A 24,130-nucleotide genomic window follows, 5' to 3' on the forward strand; every position below is an offset into this window, starting at 1 on the left:
CGGTTTGCTCAGCCGACCACGCGGCCGCGGAGCACGGTTCGCTGCGGTCGCTGTAGCGAGTCGAGGTCGGCCCGCGGGTCGGTGTCGTAGACGACGAGGTCGGCCGGCGCCCCCTCCTCGATGCCCGGCAGGCCCAGCCAGGTGCGGGCGGCCCAGGAGCCGGCGGCCAGGGCCGCCTCGGCGGGCAGCCCGGCAGCGTGCAGCGCGCGGATCTCGTCGGCGATCACCCCGTGGTCGATGCCGCCGCCGGCGTCGGTGCCGGCGAACACCGGCACGCCGGCCTCGAACGCCGCCCGCACCACCGCACCGGAGTTCGCGTACAGCCGCCGCATCGTGGAGGCGTACGCCGGGAACCGCTTCTCCCCCGCCGCCGCGAAGCCGGGGAAGTTCTCCACGTTCACCAGCGTGGGGACGACGGCGGTGCCCCGCCGGGCCATCTCCCCCACCAGCTCCTCGGTCAGCCCGGTGCCGTGCTCGATGCAGTCGATCCCGGCGGCGAGCAGTGCCGGCAGCGCATCGGTGCCGAAGGTGTGCGCGGTGACCCGGGCGCCCTCGGCGTGGGCGGCCTCGATCGCCGCGGTGAGCACCTCGGTCGGCCACTCGGGGGCCAGGTCGCCGATGCCGCGGTCGATCCAGTCACCCACCAGCTTGACCCAGCCGTCGCCGCGCCGGGCCTGCACCCGCACCTCGTCGACGAGGTCGGCCGGCTCCAGCTCGATGGCCAGGCCGGGGATGTAGCGGCGGGGCGCGGCCAGGTGGCGGCCGGCCCGGATCACCCGGGGCAGGTCGAGGTGCTCGTCGAGCACCCGGGTGTCCACCGGCGAGCCGCAGTCGCGCAGCGCGAGCACCCCGGCGTCCCGCTCGGTGAGCGCCTGGGCGCGCAGGTCCTCGACGCCGGGCAGGTGCTCACCACCCCGGCCGAGCCCGACGTGGCAGTGCGCGTCGACCAGGCCGGGCAGCAGCCAGCCACCGCGGCTGACCGTCTCCGCGCCCGGCACCGGCTCGAAGGTGATCCGCCCACCGGTGACCCACAGGTCGCGGTGCTCGCCCTCGGGGAGGACGACGCCGGACAGGTGCAGGTCGGGCGGGGCGGGGGTGGTCACCGGTTCAGCGGCCCTGCTGGTCCTTGAACTGGCTGAAGTCCAGCTTGCTCAGGTCGGGCATCGCCTGCCCGGGCGGCAGACCCGGCAGCCCGCCCGGCGCGCCGCCGGGCAGCTGACCGGGGAAGCCGCCGCCCATGGCACCCGGGGCGCCGATCGGCCGGCGGGCCGGGCCGCCCTTCTTGCCGCCCTTGCCCTTCTTGCCCTTGCCGCGGGCCTGCACCTGGTTCTGCCGGCCGCGCTGCTTCTTCGACATGGGGCCCATGCCCGGCATGCCCATGCTGCCGGCCATCTGGCCCATCATCTTCTGGGCCTGGGCGAACCGCTCCAGCAGCTGGTTGACGTCGGTGACGCTCATCCCGGATCCGTTGGCGATCCGGACCCGCCGCGAGGCGTTGATGATCTTCGGGGTGGCCCGCTCGGCCGGGGTCATCGACCGGATGATCGCCGCGGTGCGGTCGAGGTCGCGCTCGTCGACCTGCTTGAGCTGCTCCTTCATCTGCCCGGCGCCGGGCAGCATGCCGAGCAGGTTGGCGATCGGGCCCATCTTGCGGATGGCCATCATCTGCTCGAGGAAGTCCTCGAGGGTGAAGCCCTCCCGGCTGGCGAGCTTGCCGGCCATCCGCTCGGCCTGGTCGGCGTCGAAGGCCTGCTCGGCCTGCTCGATCAGGGTGAGCACGTCGCCCATGCCGAGGATGCGCGAGGCCATCCGCTCGGGGTGGAAGACGTCGAAGTCGGCGAGCTTCTCACCGGTCGAGGCGAACATGATCGGCTGACCGGTCACGTGCCGGACCGAGAGCGCGGCACCACCGCGGGCGTCGCCGTCGAGCTTGGTCAGCACGACGCCGGAGAAGCCGACGCCCTCCTGGAACGCGGTGGCCGTGGTGACGGCGTCCTGGCCGATCATCGCGTCGACGACGAACAGCGTCTCGTCGGGTGAGACGGCGTCCCGGATGCCGGCGGCCTGGGCCATCAGCTCGGCGTCGATGCCCAGCCGGCCGGCGGTGTCGACCACGACGACGTCGTGCATGGTGCGGCGCGCGTGGTCGATCGAGTCACGAGCGACGGCGATCGGGTCGCCCACGCCGTTGCCCGGCTCGGGGGCGTAGACGTCGACGCCGGCCTGCCCGGCCACCACCGACAGCTGCTGCACGGCGTTGGGCCGCTGGAGGTCGCAGGCGACCAGCAGCGGGGTGTGGCCCTGGGACTTCAGCCAGCGGCCCAGCTTGCCGGCCAGCGTCGTCTTGCCGGCACCCTGCAGGCCGGCGAGCATGATCACCGTCGGCGACTGCTTGGCGTACCGGATCCGGCGGGTCTCACCGCCGAGGATGTCGATCAGCTCGTCGTTGACGATCTTGATGATCTGCTGGGCGGGGTTCAGCGCCTGCGAGACCTCCGAGCCCCGGGCCCGCTCCTTGACCGCGGCGATGAACGCGCGGACGACGGGGAGGGCGACGTCGGCCTCGAGCAGGGCGATCCGGATCTCGCGCGCGGTGGCGTCGATGTCCTCGTCGGAGAGCCGGCCCTTGCCGCGCAGACCGGTGAAGACCTTGTCCAGGCGGTCGGAGAGGGTCTCGAACACAACACGTCCTCAGGCAGTCGGGCGTGCAGCCGGCGGCCGGCCCACGGTGCAGATCAGCGGACCGGACGGTGCGGCTCGGGCACCCGGGGCCACCCCGGGGCCGTCACGCCATCCGGTTCCAGCGTAATGGCCACCCGGCAGGGCGCCGCCGGGAAGCCCGCCGCCCCGTCGGGAGCCGCGAGCCGGCCCGGCCGGCGCACCCCTCAGGCGGCGCTGCGCCAGGCCACGGCCACCGGGCGGTGCGCGTCGCCGACGACCACGGCGGTGCCACAGTCGACGCAGGCCCACTCGGGGCAGTCGCCGCCGTCCTCGGTGTGCCCGTCGACGCAGGTGGGCTGCTCGAAGTCGGTGTCGTGCCCGCAGGTGGGGCAGGGCCACTGCTGGAGGTCGGTCACGGGTGCGTCCCCTCTCGTCTCGGCGCCGGGCGTCGGGAGCGGGCTCCCGTCCGGCCCACCGAACGTCTCACGGGGGTGCGACAGAACCCCGGAGGTCAGCCCGGTGGCGTGTCGCGCTTGACGCCGGGGCCGACGACCGTCGTCCCACTCGCGGCCCCGCCGGCTGCGGAGACCAGGGCGGTCTCGATGTCGCGCCGCCGGTCGGCGTCCATCACCGCGCCGGCCGGGTCGCTGACGTAGAAGGAGTCCAGCGCGTCGGCCCCCAGCGTCTCGATCCGCGCGGAGGTGACGTCCAGCCCCTGGTCGGCCAGCGCGGCGGTCAGCCGGTACAGCAGCCCGGCCCGGTCACCCGCCCGGACCTCGACGATGCTGGCGGCCGCACCGTCGACCTCGTGGTCGTACCAGGAGATCCGCGGCGGGGCCCCGCGGTCGCCGTGCTGGCGGTAGTCGATCTCCCGCTGCCGCAGCCGCTCGGCCAGCGGCAGGGTGCCCTCCAGCGCCGCGCGGACGCCGTCGGCCAGGATCTCCGGCACCGGTGCCCGCCCGAACCTCGGCCGGACGTCGAACACCGAGGTCGCCTGCCCGTCGGCCACCGAGGTCCTGGCGGCCCGGACGTCGAGCTGGTTGAGCGCGAGCACACCGGCGAACCGGCTGAACAGCCCCGGCCGGTCCGGCGCCACGAAGGTCACCTGCTGGCCGTCGGTCACGTCCTGCACGCCGACGGAGACCCGGCCGGCCTCCCCCGGGACACCCGGCACCGCCGCGCTCACCTGCGGGGCGGTCGGGGCGAGCACCGGGCCGGGGGCGGGCGCGGCGACCAGCCGGGCCTGCACCCGGGCCACCAGCGCGGCGACCAGGTGCGCCTTCCACGGCGACCAGGCCGAGCTGCTGGTCGCCGCGCCGTCGGCCTGGGCCAGCGCGTGCAGCAGCTCCAGCAGGGCGGCGTCCCCGCCGATCGTGGCGACCACCCGGTCGATGGTGGCCAGGTCGTCGATGTCGCGCCGGGTCGCGGTGGCCGGGAGCAGCAGGTGGTGGCGCACCATCGCGGCGAGCGTGGCGACGTCGGGCGGCGAGAAGCCCATCCGGGTCGCGACCTCGGCGGCGATGAGCTCGCCGACGACGCTGTGGTCACCCGGCCAGCCCTTGCCGATGTCGTGCAGCAACGCGCCGACCAGCAGCAGGTCGGGCCGGTCGACGTCCCGGGTCAGCTCGGCGGCGGCCGCGGCGGCCTCCACCAGGTGCCGGTCGACGGTGAACCGGTGCCACGGGTGGCGCTGGGGCAGCGACCGCACCCGGTCCCACTCCGGCAGCATGCGGGACAGCAGCCCCTCCTGGTCCAGCTGTTCCAGCACCGGCACCGCGCTGCGGCCGCTGGCCAGCAGCCGGAGGAACGACCAGCGGACCTCCGGTGGCCACGGCTCGGGCAGCGCCGGGGCGTGCGCCGCGAGCACCTTGAGCGTGTACGGGGACAGCAGCAGGTCCGCCCGCGCGGCGGCGGCGGCGCCACGCAGCACCAGGCCCGGATCGGCGGCGGGCCGGGCGTCGCGGGCCAGCACCACCTCGTCGCCCTGCCGCACCAGCCCCTCGGCCAGCGGCTCCCGGCGCACCCGGCGGTAGCGGGCACGGGGCCGGCGCACCAGCGCGGCGTCGACCCGCCGCCAGGTCTCGTCGGCCACGAACGCCAGCCGGCGCCCGGCCAGGCTCACCCGGCGGAGCAGCACGTCGTCGTCGGCCAGCCCCAGCGCCAGGGCGACCGGCCGCTGCTCCTGGCGCACCAGGGCGTCGGTGGGTCGTCCGGTGCTGGCGCGCAGCGCGTCGCGCACGTCCAGCAGGAAGGCGTAGGCCTCCCCCGCGTCGGCCGGTGGTTCGTCGGCCAGCTGGGCGGCGGCCAGCGCGCGCAGCACCTGCCCCTCCCGCAGCCCGCCGTAGGCCTCCTTGAGGTCGGGCTCGAGCAGGAACCCCAGCTCGCCGACCCGCCGGCTGCGGTCGCGGCGCAGGTCGCGCAGCTGCGGCAGCAGGCGGCCGGCGTGCTGCCGCCACGACCCCAGCGTCGCCGTCCGCAGCGCGGCGGTGACCTCGGGGTCGCCGGCGACGTGCCGGGCGTCGAGCAGCCCGAGCCCCGCCTTGACGTCGTCGCCGGCCACCGAGACCGCCTCGGCGACGGTGCGCACCGAGTGGTCCAGCCGCACCCCGGCGTCCCAGACCGGGTACCAGAGCGCGTCGGCGAGGGCGGCGACCTCGGGCCGGCCGTCGTGCACGAGCACCAGGTCGAGGTCACCCTGCGGCGGCAGTTCCCGGCGCCCGAGGCTGCCCACCGCGACCAGCGCGACCCCGGTCTGCGCCGGCTCGGCCGGCGAGCCGCCGCGCCGCCGGGCCGGGCGCGGGGTGCCGGCGAGGGCATCGGCCAGCAGGCCGGCCAGCCAGTCGTCGAACGCCTGCACACGCTCGGCGCGGGGCAGGGCCATCACAGCGGCCAGGTCGAGCACGGGCACCTCTCGGTCGGGTCCTCGGCGGGGGAACGGCGTCGGCCGGGGCGGCGGGTCTCCCCACCGCCCCGGCCGACGTCAGCTCGGCCTCGTCCCGAGCCCCACCCGCGCGTGCGCGGGACGGGGAGGACGGGCTCCTTCTCTCAGAGCGCGTCGGCTCCGCGCTCGCCGGTGCGGACCCGGACGACCTCGTCGATCGTGGTCACCCAGACCTTGCCGTCACCGATCTGCCCGGTGGAGGCGGCCTCGACGATCGCGTCGACCACCCGGGCCGCCTCGATCTCGCCGACGACGACCTCGATGCGGACCTTGGGCACGAAGTCCACCTGGTACTCCGCGCCGCGGTAGACCTCGGTGTGGCCGCGCTGGCGGCCGAACCCCTGCACCTCGCTGACGGTGAGCCCGGCGATGCCGATCAGCTCGAGGGCGTTCTTGACGTCGTCGAGCTTGAACGGCTTGACGATGGCGGTGACGAGCTTCATGCCCGGCTCCCTTCGGTGTTGCGCGCCTCGGCGCGTGCCTGGCCGCCCAGGGGCGCGGTGCTGCCACCGCCGCCCAGGGAGGCGAAGTCGTACCCGGACTCAGCGTGCACCACCGTGTCGATGCCGGTCACCTCGTCCTCCTCCGTGAGCCGGAAGCCGATCGTCTTCTGGATCAGCGTGCCGATGACCCAGCTGAGCACGAAGGAGAACGCCAGGACGGCGAGGGCACCGACGACCTGACGCCACAGCTGGTCGACGCTGCCGCCGAAGAGGAGGCTCTCCACGCCGGCCGGGGCGTCGGGGTCGGCCACGAAGCCGACCAGGATGGTGCCGACCAGGCCACCGACCAGGTGGACGCCGACCACGTCGAGCGAGTCGTCGTAGCCGAAGCGGAACTTCAGCCCGACGGCCAGGGCGCAGAGCGCACCGGCGACGGCGCCGACGATGATCGCGCCGACCGGCGAGACCGCGGAGCAGGCCGGGGTGATGGCGACCAGACCGGCCACGACGCCGGAGGCGCCGCCCAGGGAGGTGGAGTGGCCGTCGCGGATCTTCTCCACCAGCAGCCAGGCCAGCGTCGCGGCACCGGTGGCGACCAGGGTGTTGACCCAGGCGACGGCGGCGGTGTTGTTGGCGGCCAGCGCCGAGCCGGCGTTGAAGCCGAACCAGCCGAACCACAGCAGCCCGGCGCCGATCATCACCAGCGGCAGGTTGTGCGGGCGCATCGCGTCCCGGCCGAAGCCGCGCCGCTTGCCCAGCACCAGGGCCAGGGCCAGGCCGGCCGCACCGGCGTTGATGTGCACCGCGGTGCCGCCGGCGAAGTCGATCGCGGCCAGCTCGTTGGCGATCCAGCCACCGGTGTGGGTGACGGTGCCGTCGTCGTCGGTGAGGGTGAAGTCGAAGACCCAGTGCGCGACCGGGAAGTAGACGACGGTCGCCCAGATGCCGGCGAAGACCATCCAGGAGCCGAACTTGGCCCGGTCGGCGATGGCACCGGAGATCAGCGCGACGGTGATGATGGCGAAGACGGCCTGGAAGCCGACGAAGGCCATGGTGGGCAGCCCGCCCGCCTCGCTGGTGGTGTCCTCCATCAGGCCGGCGAGGCCGAAGAACTCGGCCGGGTCGCCCAGCAGCCCGGCGCCCACGTCGTCGCCGAAGGCCACCGAGTAGCCGTAGAGCACCCAGAGCACGCTGATCAGTGCCAGCGCGCCGAAGCTCATCATCATCATGTTGAGGACGCTCTTCGCGCGGACCATGCCGCCGTAGAAGAGCGCGAGACCTGGGGTCATCAGCAGCACGAGGGCGGCGCTGGTGAGGATCCAGGCGGTGTCGCCGGTGTTGACCACGGCAACCTCCTGAGGGTGTCGTCGGCCGTCGGCCGCAAGCGGGGGCCCCGAGGAGCCTGGGGCGAGCACACCGCCGGGGCCGGCGGTGTGCAGGAGACGGTGCCGACACCGTGTTTCCGGGGACGGCCTGGACGTGTTTCGCCACCGTGAACTCACGCACGCGTGTCGCCGTCCCGTGTTCCAGCGGTGTTGCACGGGCCCCGCCCGCCACTCCCGGTCACCGGTCGCTGCCGGCACCGGTCGTTCACCGGAGCTTCTTGCGAAGCATGTGCAGGTGCCAACGAACTGCAATAGGGTCGCCCCGAGCGCCGACCGGCCCGGGCACCGGGTGCGCCGGCACACCACCGACAGGCCCGGAGGTCCGCGTGCACGTCCCCGATGGCTACCTGGACGCGGCCACCACCGCCGGCACCGCGGCCGTCGCCGCGGCCGGGGTCGCCCTGGCCCTGCGCGGCGCCCGCCGCGAGCTCGACGAGCGCACCGCACCGATGGCCGGGCTCACCGCGGCCTTCGTCTTCGCCGTGCAGATGATGAACTTCCCGGTCGCCTACGGCACCAGTGGCCACCTGATCGGCGGCGCGCTCACCGCCGTCCTGGTCGGCCCCTGGACGGCGGTGCTGTGCATGACCGTCGTGCTGCTGGTCCAGGCCCTGGTGTTCGCCGACGGCGGGCTGACCGCGCTGGGCACCAACGTGACGCTGATGGGGCTGGTCGCGGTCGGCGTCGGCTACGGGGCGTTCCGGCTGCTGCGCGCGGTGCTGCCGGCCGGCCGCACGGGCGTGCTCGCCGCGGCGGGGGTCGGCGCCTTCCTCTCCGTGCCGGTGGCCGCACTGGTCTTCGTCGGCCTCTTCGGCCTGGGCGGCGTCGCCGACGTGTCGCTGGCCTCGGTCGCCGCGGCGATGGGCGGGGTGCACCTGCTGATCGGGCTGGGCGAGGCGGTCATCACCGTCGCCGTGCTGGGCGCGGTGCTGGCCGTGCGGCCGGACCTGGTCCGCGGGGCCCGGCACCTGCAGCGCTCCACGGTGCTCGCGCCGCGGTCCGCGGCCGCCGGCCGCCCGGCCGCCCCCGCTCCTGCCGCGGTGGACGCCCGATGACCCGCACCCGCACCTTCGTGCTCGTCGGCGTGGTCGTCGCCCTGCTGATCGCCGGGGTGGGCAGCTGGTACGCCAGCTCCTCCCCCGACGGGCTGGAGGCCACCGCCGCCGAGCAGGGCTTCGGCGACACCGCGGAGGACAGCGCCGCCGCCGACTCGCCGCTGGCCGACTACGGCCTCGCCGGGGTGGACGACGCCCGGCTGTCCGGCGGGCTGGCCGGCGTGGTCGGCGTCCTGCTGGTGCTGCTCCTCGCCGGCGGCCTGACCCTCGTGCTGCGGCGCCGGTCGGCCGGCACCCAGGACGGCACCGGCGCCCACGACACGACCACCGCCCCCGGCACCAGCGACGAGGTCGACGACCCGGCCGGACGGCGCTGACGTGGGCGCCGGGCACGGTCACGGTGCCGGTCTGGCGGCCATGTACGTCCCCGGCGCCAGCCCGGTGCACCGCCTGGAACCGCACACCAAGCTGGTCGCCGTCCTGGCCTTCGCGCTGGTCGTGGTGCTGACCCCGGTGCAGGCCGGGTGGGCGCCGTGGGCCTACGCCGGGTTCCTGGCGCTGCTGCTCGGGGTGGCCGCGGTGGCCGGCATCCGGCCGGGCCGCCTGCTGCGCGGGCTGGTGGTGGAGGTGCCCTTCGTCTTCTTCGCCCTCCTGCTGCCGTTCGTCTCCCGCGGGCCGCGCACCGAGGTGCTCGGCCTGTCGCTGTCGGAGAGCGGGCTGGCCGCCGGCGGCAGCATCCTGGCCAAGGCGACGCTGTCGGTGCTCGCGGCGACGCTGCTGGCCGCGACCACCGACCCCCGGGCGCTGCTGCGCGGCCTGGACCGGCTGCGGCTGCCCGCGGTGCTGGTGCAGATCCTCACCTTCATGATCCGGTACGCCGACGTCGTCGGCGGCGAGCTGCGCCGGATGAAGGTCGCCCGGGAGTCCCGCGGCTTCCGGGCCCGCCGGGTCGGTGCGCTGAAGGTGCTCGGGCCGGCCGCAGGGTCGCTGTTCATCCGCTCCTACGAGCGGGGCGAGCGGGTGCACCTGGCGATGCTGTCCCGGGGCTACACGGGCCGGCTGCCCACCGGGCCGGTCGCCGTGGTCGGCCCGCGGTCCTGGGCCGCGGCGCTCAGCCTCCCCCTGGCGGCCGCCGCGGTGCTGGGAGCGGGTTCACTGCTGGGGTGAGCACTCCCCCGCCGTCCCTGCTGGTGGACGACCTCGCCTTCGCCTACCCCGACGGGCACCAGGCGCTGTTCGGCGTCGACCTGCGGCTGGACCAGGGCGAGCGGGTGGCCCTGCTGGGGCCGAACGGGGCGGGCAAGACGACCCTGGTGATGCACCTCAACGGCATCCTGCGCGGCGGGCGCGGCCGGGTCGAGGTCGCCGGCCTGCCGGTGGCGGAGCAGCACCTGCAGGAGGTCCGCCGCCGGGTCGGCATCGTGTTCCAGGACCCCGACGACCAGCTGTTCATGCCGACCGTCGCCGACGACGTCGCCTTCGGGCCGCGGAACCTCGGGCTCCCCGAGGCCGAGGTCGCCCGGCGGGTGGCCGACGCGCTCGCCGCGGTGGACATGGCCGACGCGGCCGACCGGCCGCCGCACCACCTCTCCTTCGGCCAGCGCCGCCGGGTGGCGGTGGCCACGGTGCTGTCCATGCAGCCGGAGGTGCTCGTGCTGGACGAGCCGAGCAGCAACCTCGACCCGGCCGGACGGCGGGAGCTGGCCGAGGTGCTGGAGGCGCTGCCGGTCACCCTGCTGATGGTCACCCACGACCTGCCCTACGCCCTCCAGCTGTGCCCGCGGTCGGTGGTGCTCGACGCCGGCGTGGTGGTCGCCGACGGCGCGACGCGGGAGCTGCTGGCCGACCGCGAGCTGCTGGCCGCGCACCGGCTGGAGCTGCCGTTCGGGTTCGACCCGCGCTCGGTGGGATGACCTGGCAGGTGTCGGTCGCCACGTTGCTCGGCCGACCGGCGCGGGGTGTCCACGACGGGCGTCCGACAGGCGGGTGCGGTGCGGACGTCCGGACGGGGAGGCATCGGGTGACGGGAGAGCCGGGCCGCGTCCCGATCGAGGACCTGCCGGTGCCCGACTTCGCCCGGGTCTTCGACGTGGCACCGACACCGTTCCTCCTGCTCACGCCCGACCTGGTGATCGTGCACGCCAACCGGGCCCGGCTGGCCGCGACCGAGACCACGCTCGAGCAGAACGTCGGCCACCACCTGTTCGACCTGTTCCCGATGAACCCCGACGACCCGGGAGCCGACGGGCTGGTGAACCTCGCCCGGACCCTGGCCGAGGCCCGGGACACCCGTCGCCCCGTGGTCATGCCCATCCAGGAGTACGACATCCGGCTGCCCGACGGCAGCTACGAGGAGCGGTTCTGGAGCCCGCACCACGTCCCCGTGCTCGACGATGCCGGGGAGGTGGTGCTGCTGCTCCACCGGTCCGACGACATCACCGACTACATCCGCGACCGGGACGACGCCCGGCTGGCGGCCGAGCGGGGCCAGCACCGGGTCGCGGAGGTCGAGGGCGACCTGTTCCACCGGGCCCGGGAGCTCGCCCGGCTCAACGCCCAGCTGCGCGCCGCCAACGACCGGGAACGGCGCACCGCCCGCTCGCTGGCCGGCCTGGCGACCACCGTCTCCGCGCTCGCCGCCGCCGAGACCACCGGGCAGCTGCTGGACCACCTGTTCGAGCAGGGCCGGGTGGCCTTGGGCACCGACGCCGCCGCGGTGGCCCTGCTGTCGCCGGAGGGCCACCGGCTCACCCTCACCGAGAGCCACGGCGGCCGGCTGCTGTCCGCTCCCCTGCCGGTCGACTCGCCGCTGCCGATGGCCGTGGCCGCCACCGGCCGGACGGTGCTCGTGGGCGACGCCGAGCGGTCCGCGGACCTGCCGGCCGGGGACCGCCACCTGTCCGAGGGGCTGGGGGTGCGGTCCTGGGCGGCGCTGCCGCTGCGCGCCGGCGGCCGGCTGCTGGGCTCCTGGACCGTCGGCTGGGCCGGCCCGCGGTCGTTCGAGGACGACGACGTCCGGGTGCTGGAGGCCTACGCCGCGCAGTGCGCCCAGGCGGTCGACCGGGTGGCCCGGCTGGAGGACGAACGCCGCCGGGCCCGCGCCACCCGCAGCCTGGCCGAGGCGCTGCAGCGGTCACTGCTGACCGAGCCGCCACAGCCGGACCACCTGCGCATCGGGGTGCGCTACCGCCCGGCCGCCGAGGAGGCGACCATCGGCGGCGACTGGTACGACGCCTTCCTCACCCCGGACGGTACGACGACGCTGGTGGTCGGCGACGTCACCGGGCACGACCGGGAGGCGGCCGCGGTCATGGGCCAGTTGCGCAACCTGCTCCGTGGCGCGGCCCACGCCCTGGCGGCCCCGCCGGCCCAGGTGCTCGACGCGCTGGACCGGGCCCTGGACGGGCTCGGGGTGGCCACCCTGGCCACCGCGGTGCTGGCGCAGGTCGAGCAGAGCCCGGCGCAGGCGGTGACCGGGGAGCGGACGCTGCGGTGGTCCAACGCCGGGCACCCGCCGCCGTTGCTGGTCCGGGCGGACGGGACGGCCGAGCTGCTCGAGCGGCCGGCGTCCCTGCTGCTGGGCGTCCTGCCCGACGTGCCGCGGACCGACCACACCGTCGCCCTGCACCCGGGCGACACGGTGGTGCTGTACACCGACGGGCTGGTGGAGCGCCGGGACGCCACCCTGGACGACGGCCTGGACCGGCTCGTCGGGGTCGCCTCGGAGCTGGCCGCGCTGCCGGTGGAGGAGCTGTGCGACGCACTGCTCGCCCGGCTGACCCCCGACTGGGCGGACGACGTCGCCCTCGTCAGCCTCCGCGTGCTGCCCGGATGACCGCACCGGGTGCGTGGGAGCGCCTGCGCCCCTCCGACCTGCCGACGACGGCTGGCCGCGGGTCGGCGCGGCGGTGGCGCCCCGGCCGCTGACCGGGGGTCTGCCAGGGACCGGAGGCGGCAGCGCCCCCGTGCCGCTGCCGCCTCCGGTCCTGCTGGCCCCGTCGACCCCGGCGCCGGCCGGACCGGCCCGGGGTCAGGGGGCCGGGAACACCTCCAGACCTACCGGGTGCAGCCGTCCGGATCGCGTGGTCCGCGTCGGCCTGCGCTACCTTGCGCCGCGGTGCACGCGCGACCGGACGGAGGCGCGCACGGATCGCGGGGGCACGATGACGAGCACGCCAGGACCGGACGCCGCGGCGCAGGACCCGTTCGTCCGGCAGGTGACCTGGCTGGTGGACGAGGCCGGTGGCCGCGCCGAGCTGTCCCGGGCGTCGGGTGGGCGGGTCAGCCCCCGGACGCTGGACTACTGGTGCCGCGGCCGCTACCCGCGCAACGCGGTGACCGGGGCGGTGCGCGAGCTCGACGCCTGGGCCCTGGCGTCGGTGCCGGGTTACCCGGGCGCCGCCGGTGCCCCACGGTTGGTGGAGACCTGCGGCCCGGCCAGCTCCGCCCCGGTCACGGCATCGCAGGCCGCCACGTCACCACCGGCCGCCACGTCACCACGGGCCTCGACGTCACCGCAGCCCTCGACGACCTCGCCGGTCGACGCGGCACACCCCGGCCCCACCGCCCCCGGGGTCGAGCCGGCACCGGCCGGCAGACGCCCCCGGGACCGTCGCACCCGGCTGCTGACCGCCGCGGCCACGGTGGTGCTGGCCGGCGCCGTGGCCGCGGCCATCGTCGCGTTCACGACCGAGGACGGCGTGGACACACTCCCGCCGCTGCCCAGCACCGGGGACGGCACCCTGCTGCCGGAGACCACGGGCAGCATCGGCGCCAACACCTTCGCCGACCCGCGGACGCTGGTCGACAACTCGCTGCCGATCCCGCCGGACACCACCGTGCAGGTGCGCTGCCGGTACTACGCCCCCAGCATCCCCAGCGTCGTCCCGGACGGGTTCTGGTACCTCATCGACTCCGGCGAGTGGGCGGGGCGGTGGTCGCCGGCGAACTCGTTCATGAACGGCGACGTGCCGGGTGAGCGGACGCTGCACAACACCGACTTCGCCGTCCCGGTGTGCCGGTAGCCGGCCTCAGCCGACGATCGCCTCGGCGAAGGCCTCCGGCTCGAACGGCGCGAGGTCGTCGGGGCCCTCGCCCAGGCCGATCAGCTTCACCGGGATGCCGAGCTCCCGCTGCACCGAGACGACGATCCCGCCCTTGGCGGTGCCGTCGAGCTTGGTGAGCACCACGCCGGTGACGTGCACGGCCTCGGTGAACACCCGGGCCTGCACCACCCCGTTCTGACCGGTGGTGGCATCGAGGACGAGCAGCACCTCGTCGACCGGGCCGTGCTTCTCCACCACCCGCTTGACCTTGCCCAGCTCGTCCATCAGGCCGGACTTGGTGTGCAGCCGGCCCGCGGTGTCGACCAGCACGGTGTCGACCTCGGCCTCGATGCCGGTGCGCACCGCCTCGAACGCGACCGAGGCCGGGTCACCGCCCTCACGGCCGCGCACGGTGAGCACCCCGACCCGCTCGCCCCAGGTCTCCAGCTGATCGGCGGCCGCGGCCCGGAAGGTGTCAGCGGCGCCGAGCACCACGCTCTTGCCGTCGCCCACGAGCACGCGGGCGATCTTGCCGACGGTCGTCGTCTTGCCCGCGCCGTTGACCCCCACCACCAGGACGACGGCGGGCCGGCCGTCGTGCCGGTCGGTGCGCAGCGTGCGGTCGAGGTCCGGGCCGAGGACGGCGGTGAGCTCACGCACGAGCAGGCTCTGCAGGTCGGTGCCGGACGCGGTGGCCAGCACCAGGCTCTGGGTGCGCAGCCGCTGCACGATCTGGGTCGTGGCGGCGACGCCGATGTCGGCGGCGAGCAGGGTCTCCTCGACCTCCTCCCAGTCGTCCTCGGTCAGCTTCTCCCGGGACAGCACGGTCAGCAGGCCGCGGCCCAGCGAGGACTGGGAACGGGCCAGCCGCGAGCGGAGCCGGACCAGCCGGCCGGCCGAGGGCGGCGGGGTCTCGAAGACCAGCCCGGGCTCCGGCTCGGCGGGCGGCAGCTCGACCGGCGGCTGGGCCAGCGTCTCCGGGTCGACGGCGGTCGACCCGGTGTGGGCCGGCGGTGGGGGCGCGGTCGTCGGCCGCGGGCGGGTCAGCGTGGTGCCGGCCGCGGCGTCGGAGTCCAGCCGGGTGGTGCGCCGGCCGCGCCCGACGAGCAGGCCGATCCCGGCGATCAGGGCGACGACGAGGATCGCGATCGCGATCAGCACGAACTCCATGCCCCGAGTCTCCCAGCCCGCGCTGCGCCGTGACCGGCCCGGTTGACGCCGGTCATGGGGCAGGCTGTGCCCCATGCCCCAGACCGCCGGCACCCGCCCACTCCTGCTGCTGGGCCCGCTGCTCCGCCACGTCGACCCGGTGTCGGCCACGATCTGGGTCGAGACCGACCGGCCCTGCGTGGTCGAGGTGCTGGGCCGCCGCGCCCAGACGTTCTGCGTGAACGGCCACCACTACGCGCTGGTCGTCGTCGAGGACCTGGAGCCGGGCAGCGTGACGCCCTACGAGGTGCACCTGGACGGCGAGCAGGTGTGGCCCCCGGCGCAGTCGGAGTTCCCACCGAGCCGGATCCGCACCATCGGCCGCGACCGCCCGTTCCGGCTGGCCTTCGGCTCCTGCCGGTACGCCACCCCGACCAGCGTCGACGTCGGCGACGGCATCCCGCCGGACGCGCTGGACGGCTACGCGCGCCGGCTGGTCGCCATGCCGCAGGACGAGTGGCCCGACGCGCTGGTGCTGCTGGGTGACCAGGTGTACGCCGACGAGGTCACCCCGGCGACGCGGCAGTGGATGGCCGCCCGGCGCGACCTGTCGCAGCCGCCGGGCGCCCAGGCCGCGGACTTCGAGGAGTACACCCGGCTCTACGCGGAGTCCTGGAGCGACTCGGAGGTGCGCTGGCTGCTCTCCACGGTGCCGTCCTCGATGGTGTTCGACGACCACGAGATGATCGACGACTGGAACACCTCGGCCGCCTGGCGCGCGGAGGTGACGCCGACCGACTGGTGGCACCGGCGGATCTGCGGCGGGCTGGTCAGCTACTGGGTGTACCAGCACCTGGGCAACCTCTCCCCGGCCGAGCTGTCGGACAACAAGACCTGGCGGGCGATCCAGGACCTGCCCCCGGGCAGCGACGACGCCGGCCCGATGCTCGACGAGATGGCCCGGGCCGCCGACGTCGAGCCGGAGACGGTGCGCTGGAGCTACGTGCGCCACTGGGGGCCGGCCCGGCTGATCATGGTCGACACCCGCGCCGGGCGGGCGCTCGAGGAGCACGACCGCAAGATCGTCGACGACTTCGAGTTCGACTGGGTGGACGCCGCGGTGCGCCGCTCGGTCGAGGACGGCGTCGAGCACCTGCTGATCGGCACCTCGCTGCCCTGGCTGCTGCCGCACTCGGTGCACGACATCGAGCAGTGGAACGAGGCGATGGCGGTCCGCCACCACGGCAAGCCGCTGGGCCGGCTGATGGAGAAGCTCCGCCAGGCGGCCGACCTGGAGCACTGGGCGGCGTTCCGGCAGTCCTTCGAGCGGCTGGGCCGCACGATGGTGTCGGTGGGGCGCGGGGAGCTCGGCCGCCCGCCGGCGACCGCACTGGTGCTCTCCGGCGACGTGCACCACGCCTACGCCGCGGAGCTGGTCGACCCCGGCGGCCTGCAGACCCGGGTGCACCAGCTCACCGTCTCGCCGCTGCACAACGCCGCCCCGCACGCCATCGAGATCGGCTTCCGGCTCGGCTGGAGCCGGTGGGCGCGGGCGCTGACCGGAGGGCTGCGCCGGCTGGGGCGGGTCGAGCGCAGTTCGCTGCAGTGGCAGAAGCAGGCCGGCCCGTTCTTCGGCAACGAGCTGGGCGAGCTGGTGCTGGACGGGCGGGACGCCCGGTTCCTGCTCTGGGCCACCAGCCGGGACGACGACGGCACCGAGCACTTCACCCAGGTGCTGGACACCCGGCTGTCGTGACCACCACCGCACCCGATCCCAGCCGCTCCTCGCTGCCGGTACGCCTGGTCAGCTTCAACGTGCACCACGGCGTGGGCGACGACGGCCGGCACGACCTGCCGCGGCTGGCCCGGCTGCTCGCCGACGCCGACCCGGACGTGATCTGCCTGCAGGAGGTCGACCGGCACTTCGGCGACCGCAGCGAACACGTCGACCAGGCGGAGCTGCTGGCCCGGGCGCTGGACCGGGAGCTCGCCTGGAGCGCCTCGATCGACGAGCCGGGCCGGGGTGGGCGCCGCGAGCGCCGCCAGTACGGCAACGCGGTGCTGTCCCGGCTGCCGGTGCTGGACAGCCAGACGCACCGGTTGCCCGGCGGGGGTGAACCGCGCAGCGCGCTGCGGGTGCTGGTCCGGCTGGACGGCGCGACCCTCCGGGTGACCACCACCCACCTGTCCAGCGCATCGGCCGCCGACCGCGCCGCCCAGGCCGCCGCGGTCGCCGCCCTGCACGCCGATCCGGCCGAGCCCGGGGTGCTGGTCGGCGACCTCAACGCCACCCCGGACGCCCCGGAGCTGAGGGCGCTGCGCGAGCGGTTCAGCGACGCCTGGGAGCTGGCCGGTGAGCGCAGCGACCAGGCGGGCCGGTTCTCGCTGCACGCCGGCCAGGGGCTGACCCACCCGGCCCGCCGCCCGCGGGTGCGGATCGACCAGGTGTGGGCCTCCGCCGGAGTCGCGGTGCGCGACGCCCGGGTGCTCGACGGCTCCGGGGTCTCCGACCACCACCCGCTGCTGGTCGACCTGCTCGTCCCGCCCGACGGCCGCTAGCCGGCCCGGTCCGGGTCGAGCTCGAGCTGCAGTTCCACCACCCACTCGGCCTGGTCGTCGCCCGCGGCGTGCAGGAACACCGTGCGCTGGGCGGCGTCGACGATCGCCGTCCCGCTCCGGCCCTGCGCCTCGGCCCAGCGGGCGAGGGTCTGCCAGCCCAGCCGGACGGCGTCCATCGGGCCGCGGTGCACCACCGACGCCACCCGTGCGGCCGGCAGCTCCACCACCTCCAGGCCGGGGACGGCACCGCCGGCCACGGCCCCGCCGGGCAGGTCACCACTCGTCAGGTCGCCACTGGGCTGGCCGCCATCGACCGGGGCTCCACCGGCCAGGACGTACCCGGTGGTCACCCACGTGCCGCCCGCGCCGCCCGGCGGCCGCGGCGCGTACCGGCTGACCGGTGCCAGCCGAGAGGCCCCGGCGGCGTCCAGCAGCTGCCCGACGCGGTCGAACTGGTCTGCCACCTGCGCGCCGAGGTCGCCGGCGTCCACCTCGACGGCCGAGCTCAGCCCGACCACCCGGACCGCGGCCACGTCCTTGACCCGCACGTCGTCGAGCACCTGGTCTCCTCCGTCGATCAGCCGGAGCCTCGCCTCCACGTGGGCGAGCCGGTGCGCGGTGTCGCGCAGCAGCACCGCCATCGCCGTGTGCCGCTGCTCCAGGAGCGCCCGCACCCGCCGCTCGTCGACCGGCTCCCGCAGCAGCTCGGCGACCTCCGCGAGGCCGAAGCCGAGGTCCTTGAGGACGACCAACCGGTTGAGCCGCTCCAGCTGGGCGAGGTCGTAGCTGCGCCGGCCGGTGCGGCTGTCGACCCGGGCGGGGACGAGCAGCCCGATCGCGTCGTAGTGCCGCAGCATCCGCACCGACACGCCCCCGAGCCGGGCGAGGTCCCCGATCGTCACCATGGGGTCGACCCTGCCTCCTGACACGGTGGAAGGAGCAAGCCCGCCACGGTCAGGCCGGCTGGGCCTCGCGCAGGCGCTGGCTGATCACGCCGGTGATGCCGTCACCGCGCATGCTCACCCCGTAGAGGGCGTCGGCGATCTCCATCGTCCGCTTCTGGTGGGTGATCACGATCAGCTGCGAGGTGTCGCGGAGCTGCTCGATCAGGGTGAGCAGCCGGCCCAGGTTGACGTCGTCGAGGGCGGCCTCCACCTCGTCGAGCACGTAGAACGGCGAGGGCCGGGCCCGGAAGATCGCCACCAGCAGGGCCACCGCGGTCAGTGAGCGCTCCCCGCCGGACAGCAGCGACAGCCGCTTGACCTTCTTGCCCGGCGGCCGGGCCTCCACCTCGACGCCGGTGGTCAGCAGGTCGTCGGGGTCGGTGAGGAAGATGCGCCCCTCCCCGCCGGGGAAGAGGGTGGCGAACACCTGGGCGAACTCGCGCTGCGTGTCGGCGAAGGCGGAGGCGAAGACCTCGTGGATGCGCGCGTCGACCTCCCGGACGACGGTGAGCAGGTCGCGCCGGGTGGCCTTGAGGTCCTCCAGCTGGGTGGCCAGGAAGGTGTGCCGCTCCTCCAGCGCCGCGAACTCCTCCAGCGCCAGCGGGTTCACCTTGCCCAGCGCGCCGAGGTCGCGCTCAGCGCGGGCGGCCCGGCGTTCCTGGGCGGCCCGGTCGTAGGGCACCGGCTCGGGCTCGGGCTCCCCCGCCGCCTCGGCCGCGGCCACCTGGGCCTGGGTCGGTGGCACCAGCGCCACCGGCCCGTACTCGGCGAGCAGGGTGGGCAGGTCGACGCCGTACTCCTCGGCGGCCCGGGCCTCCAGCGCCTCGATCCGCAACCGCTGCTCGGCCCGGGCGACCTCGTCGCGGTGCACCTCGTCGGTGAGCCGGTCCAGCTCCGCGGTGTGCTCGCGCACCCGGGCGCGGACGACGAGCAGCTCGGCCTCCCGGGCCGTCCGTGCCTCGGCCAGGGCGTCGCGCTCGGCCGCGGCCCGGGCCAGCGACGCCGCCAGGTGGGTGAGCGCCTCCTCGGCGCCGCTGCGGACGCCGGCGGCCACCCGGGCGCCGCGCTCGCGGGCCAGCCGGGCCGCCGCCGCGCGCTCGCGGGCCGCCCGCTCCTGCCGTGCCTGCCGGCGCAGCGACTCGGCGCGCCCGGCCAGCGACCGGGCGCGCTCCTCGGCGGTGCGCACCGCCAGCCGCGCCTCGGTCTCGGCCTGCCGGGCCGCGGCGGCCTCGGCCCGCAGCCTGTCCCGCGCCTCGGTCGAGGGCTCCTCCTCGACCGGCGCGGCCTCGGCGGCGGCCAGCCGCTCCTCCAGCTCGACCAGCCCGGCGACCGCGGCGTCCCGGGCCTGCTCGGCCCGCACCCGGGCCGCGTCCAGCCGCTCGGCCTCGGCCACCGCCGAACGCGCGGCAGCGCCCAGCTCGGCCAGTTCGGCGGCGGCGGCCGACCGCGCCCGGTCACCGGCCTGCCGGGCGGTGAGCGCGGTGTCGACGTCGGCGGAGCGGGCGGTGGCGACCTCCCGTGCCCGCGCCAGCTCGTCGGCCAGCCGCGCCGCCGTCGCAGCGGCGCGGTCGAGCTCGGCACCGGCCTCGTCGACCCGCGCCCGCACCTCCAGCCCGGAGGGGGCGTTCGCCTGGCCACCGACCGACCAGTCGGCACCGAGCAGGTCACCGGCCCCGGTGACCGCCCGCACCCGCGGATGGGTGCGCACCAGCTCGACCGCGGCCGGCAGGTCGGCGACGACCGCGACCCGTTCCAGCGCCCGGGCCAGCGCCGGCCCCAGCTCGGCGGGGGCGTCGAGCAGGTCGAGCGCCCAGCGGGCGCCCGGTGGCAACTCCGGCCAGCCGTCGCGGGGCACCGGCGGCAGCCCGCCGGTCACCAGCAGCCCGGCCCGGCCGCCCTGGCTCTCGGCCAGGTGGGCCAGCACCCCGGCCGCCTCCGCGACCCCGGCGACGACGAGCCCATCGGCCATCCCGCCCAGCGCCGCGGCCAGCGCGACCTCGGCGCCGGGGTGCACGGTGATCCGGTCGGTCACCGGGCCGAGGACTCCGGGGAGGGCCGCCGACAGCACGGCCGCCGCACCGTCGGCCGGGGCGAGCCCGAGGGCGAGCGCGTCGCGGCGGGCCTGCCAGCCGGCCCGGTCCCGCTCGGCCGCGCGCTCGGCGGCGGTCAGCTCGGTGACCGCCCGGACCGCCTCGGCGTGCGCCGCGACGGCCGCGGCGTGCGCCGCCGCCAGGTCGGAGTCGTCGCCGGCGTCCTCGCTCAGCTCGTCGCGGCGGGCGGCCAGCCGCTCACCGGCCACGTCGGCGCGCTCCGCGGCCTCTGCGGCGGCCGTGGCCAGCCGCTCGATCTCCGCCTCGCCGGCCGCCGCACGCGAGCGCCCCGCGGCGACCTGGCCGGAGAGCCGGGCCAGCTGCTCACGGCGGTCGGCCAGCGCCCGGGCCGCGGCGACCAGCTCCCGCTCCGCCGCGGCGAGCGCGTCCTCCACCTCCGTGCGGACGCCGACGGCGCTGCCCAGCCGGGCTCGCTCGGCCTCCAGCGCGACGGCGATCTCCCGCTCGGTGGCGTCCACCCGGTCGGCCTCGGCGTCCAGCTGGTCGGGGTCACGGCCAGCCGGCCCGGCGGGCGGGGCCGCGGCCAGGTGCCGGTGCCGTTCGGCGGCCAGCTGCCCGACGCTGCGGAACCGCTCGGCCAGGGTCGACAGCCGGAACCAGCTGTCCTGGGCCGCCGCGAGCACCGGCGCGTCGGCGGCCAGCTGCCGCTCCAGTGCCGACTCCTGGCGGGACGCCTCACCGAGCGCCGCCTCCACCGTGGTGCGCCGGGCACGGGCGGCGGTCTCGTCGGCGACGTCCTTCTCGAGCGCGTCGCGCAGCTGCACCAGGTCGTCGGCGAGCAGCCGCAGCCGGGCGTCACGCAGGTCGGCCTGGACGCCGGCGGCCCGGCGGGCCACCTCGGCCTGCTTGCCCAGCGGCTTCAGCTGGCGGCGCAGCTCGGCGGTGAGGTCGGCCAGCCGGTCGAGGTTGGCCTGCATGGCGTCGAGCTTGCGGAGCGCCTTCTCCTTGCGCTTGCGGTGCTTGAGCACACCGGCGGCCTCCTCGACGAAGGCCCGCCGGTCCTCCGGGCGGCCGGACAGCACGGCGTCCAGCTGGCCCTGGCCGACGATGACGTGCATCTCCCGGCCGATCCCGGAGTCGCTGAGCAGCTCCTGGACGTCGAGCAGGCGCACCTTGTCGCCGTTGATCTCGTACTCGCTCTCACCGGACCGGTACATCCGGCGGGTGATCGAGACCTCGGTGTAGTCGATCGGGAGGGCACCGTCGGCGTTGTCGATCGTGAGCGTCACCTCGGCCCGGCCCAGCGCAGCACGACCGGCGGTGCCGGCGAAGATGACGTCCTCCATCTTGCCGCCGCGCAGGCTCTTGGCCCCCTGCTCGCCGAGCACCCAGGCGATCGCGTCGACGACGTTCGACTTGCCCGAGCCGTTGGGCCCGACGACGGCGGTGATGCCCGGCTCCAGCCGCAGCGTCGTCGGCGACGCGAAGGACTTGAAGCCCTTGAGCGTCAAGCTGGACAGGTGCACGCAGAGACCCTAGCGATGCGGGGCGACAGGACGGCCCCCTCGCAGGGGCCCGCGCCGAGCCTGCGAGGTGTGGGGGGCGAGGGGGTCCTTCGACCTTCTTCAGGCGAGGACGGGCGACGACGACTCGTGGGCCATCGTCAGCAGCTCACGGGCGATCGTGGCGTCGCGCTCCTCGCGGAGGGCGGCGAGCTCCGCCTCGAGACGGCGGACCCGGGCGCGCAGGGCGGCGTTCTCCTCGGCCACTCGCAGCTCGTGCGGAGCGACGACGGAACCGAACAGGGCCTTGGCCATGACTCAGCGGCCTTTCGACAGCAGGTGGATGTCCCGTCGCACCGCCGGAGGCGGTCTGCGCGGGCTGGTGACCTCAGGGTGACACCGGCGGCCAGCACGGTCAACGGCACCACGGAGGCCTCACCGTGTCGGGTGCATGTCGCCTTCGTCACCCCACGGTGAAGCCGCGCACCCCCTGCACCTCGTCCTCGCGGGGCTCCACCGCGCGCACCGTGCCCGGCGCACCGGGGCCGGAGAGCTCGGCGAGCACCGCACGGACGTCGTCCGCCGGCCCCTCCAGCACCACCTCGACCCGGCCGTCGGCCAGGTTGGTCGCCGCGCCCGTCAGCCCACGCTCCGTCGCCGCCTGCCGGACGAACCACCGGTAGCCCACCCCCTGGACCGTGCCGTCGACCAGGGCGACGACCCGCAGCGGGGCGCTCACCGGCTCGACCGCGCGCGGGGCCGGGGCTGGCAGTGCGGGCAGCTGTAGCTGGAGCGGTTCATGAACTGCTCGCGCACGATCGCCGTCCCGCACCGCGGGCAGGGCCGGTCCTCCTGGCCGTAGACGGCGAGGTGGCGGGAGAAGTACCCGCTCTGCCCGTTGACGTCGACGTACAGCGAGTCGAAGGAGGTGCCGCCCTGCTCCAGGCTCTCGGTGAGCACGTCGCGCACGCCCTCCAGCAGGTCGGCGACCTGGGCCCGGGTGAGCTTGTCGGTCGGCCGCGCGCCGTGCAGCCGGGCCCGCCACAGCGACTCGTCGGCGTAGATGTTGCCCACGCCGCCGATCAGCGTCTGGTCGAGCAGCGCCCGCTTCACCTCGGTGCGCCGGCGGCGGAGCGCGGCGCTGAAGGTGTCGAGGTCGAAGTCGTCGTCCAGCGGGTCGGTGGCGATGTGCTCGAGCCGGGTGGGCAGCCCCTCGTCGGGGGCGTCCTCGACGGCGAGCCCGCCGAACGTGCGCTGGTCGACGAAACGCAGCTCGCGACCGCGGTCGGTGAACCGGAAGCGGGCCCGCAGGTGCACCTCGTCGGGTTCCTCGGGCTTCTCCACCAGCAGCTGACCGCTCATGCCCAGGTGCGCGACCAGCGCCCGCCCCGACGGGGTGCCGTCCGGTTCGGCCATCGGCAGCCACAGGTACTTGCCGCGCCGGTGGGCGGCGGTGAGGGTGCGACCGGTCAGCGCCGTGACGAAGTGGTCGGCGCCCTCGAGGTGCCGGCGGACCGCCCGCGGGTGGTGCACCTCGACCTCGCGGATCGTGCGGCCGGTGACCCACCGGTCCAGGCCGCGGCGGACCACCTCGACCTCGGGCAGCTCCGGCACGGGTCAGCTCCCCGCGGGTCCGCCGTCGGCTGCGGAGAGCGCCCGCCAGGCCGCCTCGGCCGCCTCCTGCTCGGCGGCCTTCTTGGTGCGACCCGATCCCGAGCCGCGGACCACACCGGCCAGCAGCACGGCGGCGGTGAACGTCTTGGCGTGGTCGGGGCCGTCGTCCTCGACGACGTAGACGGGTGCGCCCAGGCCCTGCGCGGCGCCGAGCTCCTGGAGGCTGGTCTTCCAGTCCAGGCCGGCACCGCGGGTGGCCGACTCGGCCAGCAGCGGGTCGAACAGCCGGTGCACGATCGCCGCGGCGGTGTCCAGGCCGCGCCCCAGGTGGATGGCGCCGATCAGCGCCTCCAGCGCGTCGGCCAGGATCGAGTCCTTCTCCCGCCCACCGGTGGAGCGTTCACCCCGGCCCAGCAGCAGGTGCGGGCCGATGCCGCCGTCCCCCAGGGAACGGGACACCCGGGCCAGCGAGGTCATGTTGACCACCGAGGCGCGCAGCTTGGCCAGCTGCCCCTCGGGCAGAGCGGGGTGGCTGCGGTAGAGCTCGTCGGTCACCACGAGGCCGAGCACCGAGTCGCCGAGGAACTCCAGGCGCTCGTTGGTGGGCAGCCCACCGTTCTCGTAGGCGTAGGACCGGTGGGTCAGTGCCAGCCGGAGCAGGTCGGCCGGCAGCTCCACGCCCAGGGCGTCGACCAGCCAGCGGGCGGCCTGCTCGAGGTGCTCGTCCCCGGACGAACGACCGCCGGCGTCCTCGGTCACGGGCTCCCCGAGGAGGGAGCCC

General features: G+C 75.7%; 21 protein-coding genes. 8 read left to right on the forward strand and 13 right to left on the reverse strand.

Going from position 1 to position 24,130, the window contains the following annotated elements; genetic code table 11:
• Positions 1-8: 8 nt before the first annotated feature.
• From ACJTNH_RS17580 to ACJTNH_RS17605, 6 genes are all read right to left on the reverse strand, one after another.
• Complete coding sequence (locus tag ACJTNH_RS17580; RefSeq protein ID WP_458177975.1) at positions 9-1,103, reverse strand: amidohydrolase family protein; 1,095 nt, start codon at positions 1,101-1,103, stop codon at positions 9-11.
• Between the two features lie 4 nt (positions 1,104-1,107).
• Positions 1,108-2,682 (reverse strand): signal recognition particle protein, encoded by a 1,575-nt coding sequence (gene ffh / locus ACJTNH_RS17585; RefSeq protein ID WP_458177977.1) that lies wholly within the window; start codon positions 2,680-2,682, stop codon positions 1,108-1,110.
• 203 nt (positions 2,683-2,885) lie between these two features.
• Entirely contained in the window at positions 2,886-3,077 is a 192-nt protein-coding gene (locus ACJTNH_RS17590; protein WP_458177979.1) for a hypothetical protein, read from the reverse strand.
• 95 nt (positions 3,078-3,172) lie between these two features.
• Positions 3,173-5,569: a [protein-PII] uridylyltransferase gene (locus ACJTNH_RS17595; RefSeq protein ID WP_458177981.1), complete on the reverse strand. Its 2,397-nt coding sequence runs from the start codon at positions 5,567-5,569 to the stop codon at positions 3,173-3,175.
• Between the two features lie 137 nt (positions 5,570-5,706).
• Positions 5,707-6,045, reverse strand: coding sequence for a P-II family nitrogen regulator (locus ACJTNH_RS17600; protein ID WP_153362027.1), 339 nt, complete (start codon positions 6,043-6,045; stop codon positions 5,707-5,709).
• The gene (locus ACJTNH_RS17605; RefSeq protein ID WP_458177983.1) at positions 6,042-7,391 is read right to left on the reverse strand and encodes an ammonium transporter; all 1,350 of its coding nucleotides are present in this window, start codon (positions 7,389-7,391) and stop codon (positions 6,042-6,044) included. Before ACJTNH_RS17605 ends, ACJTNH_RS17600 begins: the two co-directional genes overlap by 4 nt.
• 365 nt (positions 7,392-7,756) lie before the next feature.
• Between ACJTNH_RS17605 and ACJTNH_RS17610 the strand changes: the two genes are divergently transcribed.
• From ACJTNH_RS17610 to ACJTNH_RS17635, 6 genes are all read left to right on the forward strand, one after another.
• Complete coding sequence (locus ACJTNH_RS17610) at positions 7,757-8,485, forward strand: energy-coupling factor ABC transporter permease (RefSeq protein ID WP_458177985.1); 729 nt, start codon at positions 7,757-7,759, stop codon at positions 8,483-8,485.
• Positions 8,482-8,862, forward strand: coding sequence for a PDGLE domain-containing protein (locus tag ACJTNH_RS17615; RefSeq protein WP_458177987.1), 381 nt, complete (start codon positions 8,482-8,484; stop codon positions 8,860-8,862). Before ACJTNH_RS17610 ends, ACJTNH_RS17615 begins: the two co-directional genes overlap by 4 nt.
• Before the next feature lie 40 nt (positions 8,863-8,902).
• Positions 8,903-9,652 (forward strand): cobalt ECF transporter T component CbiQ, encoded by a 750-nt coding sequence (gene cbiQ, locus ACJTNH_RS17620; RefSeq protein ID WP_458177989.1) that lies wholly within the window; start codon positions 8,903-8,905, stop codon positions 9,650-9,652.
• Positions 9,649-10,398: an energy-coupling factor ABC transporter ATP-binding protein gene (locus tag ACJTNH_RS17625; RefSeq protein ID WP_458177991.1), complete on the forward strand. Its 750-nt coding sequence runs from the start codon at positions 9,649-9,651 to the stop codon at positions 10,396-10,398. The genes cbiQ and ACJTNH_RS17625 overlap by 4 nt, the downstream gene beginning before the upstream one ends.
• A gap of 107 nt (positions 10,399-10,505) precedes the next feature.
• Positions 10,506-12,320 (forward strand): SpoIIE family protein phosphatase, encoded by a 1,815-nt coding sequence (locus ACJTNH_RS17630; protein WP_458177993.1) that lies wholly within the window; start codon positions 10,506-10,508, stop codon positions 12,318-12,320.
• 328 nt (positions 12,321-12,648) lie between these two features.
• Complete coding sequence (locus ACJTNH_RS17635; RefSeq protein ID WP_458177995.1) at positions 12,649-13,509, forward strand: hypothetical protein; 861 nt, start codon at positions 12,649-12,651, stop codon at positions 13,507-13,509.
• Between the two features lie 6 nt (positions 13,510-13,515).
• Here the strand turns inward: ACJTNH_RS17635 and ftsY are convergent, their stop codons facing one another.
• A complete protein-coding gene (gene ftsY, locus ACJTNH_RS17640; protein ID WP_458177997.1) occupies positions 13,516-14,700 on the reverse strand; it encodes a signal recognition particle-docking protein FtsY in 1,185 nt (394 codons plus the stop codon).
• Between the two features lie 73 nt (positions 14,701-14,773).
• Here ftsY and ACJTNH_RS17645 point away from each other — a divergent pair, with 73 nt between their 5' ends.
• Both ACJTNH_RS17645 and ACJTNH_RS17650 read left to right on the forward strand, forming a co-directional pair.
• On the forward strand, positions 14,774-16,435 hold the full coding sequence (locus ACJTNH_RS17645) for an alkaline phosphatase D family protein (protein ID WP_458177999.1): 1,662 nt from the start codon (positions 14,774-14,776) through the stop codon (positions 16,433-16,435).
• The gene (locus ACJTNH_RS17650) at positions 16,432-17,238 is read left to right on the forward strand and encodes an endonuclease/exonuclease/phosphatase family protein (RefSeq protein ID WP_458178001.1); all 807 of its coding nucleotides are present in this window, start codon (positions 16,432-16,434) and stop codon (positions 17,236-17,238) included. Before ACJTNH_RS17645 ends, ACJTNH_RS17650 begins: the two co-directional genes overlap by 4 nt.
• Here the strand turns inward: ACJTNH_RS17650 and ACJTNH_RS17655 are convergent.
• From ACJTNH_RS17655 to rnc, 6 genes are all read right to left on the reverse strand, one after another.
• The gene (locus tag ACJTNH_RS17655; RefSeq protein WP_458178003.1) at positions 17,235-18,143 is read right to left on the reverse strand and encodes a MerR family transcriptional regulator; all 909 of its coding nucleotides are present in this window, start codon (positions 18,141-18,143) and stop codon (positions 17,235-17,237) included. The two genes, ACJTNH_RS17650 and ACJTNH_RS17655, sit on opposite strands and share 4 nt — an antisense overlap.
• 49 nt (positions 18,144-18,192) lie before the next feature.
• Complete coding sequence (gene smc / locus ACJTNH_RS17660; protein WP_458178005.1) at positions 18,193-21,759, reverse strand: chromosome segregation protein SMC; 3,567 nt, start codon at positions 21,757-21,759, stop codon at positions 18,193-18,195.
• Positions 21,760-21,858: 99 nt separating this feature from the next.
• Complete coding sequence (locus ACJTNH_RS17665; protein WP_458178007.1) at positions 21,859-22,050, reverse strand: hypothetical protein; 192 nt, start codon at positions 22,048-22,050, stop codon at positions 21,859-21,861.
• A 148-nt stretch (positions 22,051-22,198) separates the two neighbouring features.
• Positions 22,199-22,474 carry an acylphosphatase gene (locus tag ACJTNH_RS17670; RefSeq protein WP_458178009.1) on the reverse strand — a complete coding sequence of 92 codons (276 nt, stop codon included), beginning with the start codon at positions 22,472-22,474 and terminating at the stop codon, positions 22,199-22,201.
• Positions 22,471-23,349: a bifunctional DNA-formamidopyrimidine glycosylase/DNA-(apurinic or apyrimidinic site) lyase gene (gene mutM, locus ACJTNH_RS17675; protein ID WP_458178011.1), complete on the reverse strand. Its 879-nt coding sequence runs from the start codon at positions 23,347-23,349 to the stop codon at positions 22,471-22,473. Before mutM ends, ACJTNH_RS17670 begins: the two co-directional genes overlap by 4 nt.
• Before the next feature lie 3 nt (positions 23,350-23,352).
• A complete protein-coding gene (gene rnc, locus ACJTNH_RS17680) occupies positions 23,353-24,108 on the reverse strand; it encodes a ribonuclease III (protein WP_458178013.1) in 756 nt (251 codons plus the stop codon).
• Positions 24,109-24,130: the final 22 nt, after the last annotated feature.

It is taken from the genome of Modestobacter lacusdianchii, from assembly GCF_054177765.1.

What these genes read in the sequence shown, in the direction of transcription:
- ACJTNH_RS17645 (WP_458177999.1), top strand. Translation starts at nt 14,774, where the DNA reads ATGCCCCAGACCGCCGGCACCCGCCCACTCCTGCTGCTGGGCCCGCTG.
- cbiQ (WP_458177989.1), top strand. Translation starts at nt 8,903, where the DNA reads ATGTACGTCCCCGGCGCCAGCCCGGTGCACCGCCTGGAACCGCACACC.
- ACJTNH_RS17615 (WP_458177987.1), top strand. Translation starts at nt 8,482, where the DNA reads ATGACCCGCACCCGCACCTTCGTGCTCGTCGGCGTGGTCGTCGCCCTG.
- ACJTNH_RS17635 (WP_458177995.1), top strand. Translation starts at nt 12,649, where the DNA reads ATGACGAGCACGCCAGGACCGGACGCCGCGGCGCAGGACCCGTTCGTC.
- ACJTNH_RS17655 (WP_458178003.1), bottom strand. Translation starts at nt 18,143, where the DNA reads ATGGTGACGATCGGGGACCTCGCCCGGCTCGGGGGCGTGTCGGTGCGG.
- ACJTNH_RS17600 (WP_153362027.1), bottom strand. Translation starts at nt 6,045, where the DNA reads ATGAAGCTCGTCACCGCCATCGTCAAGCCGTTCAAGCTCGACGACGTC.
- ftsY (WP_458177997.1), bottom strand. Translation starts at nt 14,700, where the DNA reads ATGGAGTTCGTGCTGATCGCGATCGCGATCCTCGTCGTCGCCCTGATC.
- ACJTNH_RS17665 (WP_458178007.1), bottom strand. Translation starts at nt 22,050, where the DNA reads ATGGCCAAGGCCCTGTTCGGTTCCGTCGTCGCTCCGCACGAGCTGCGA.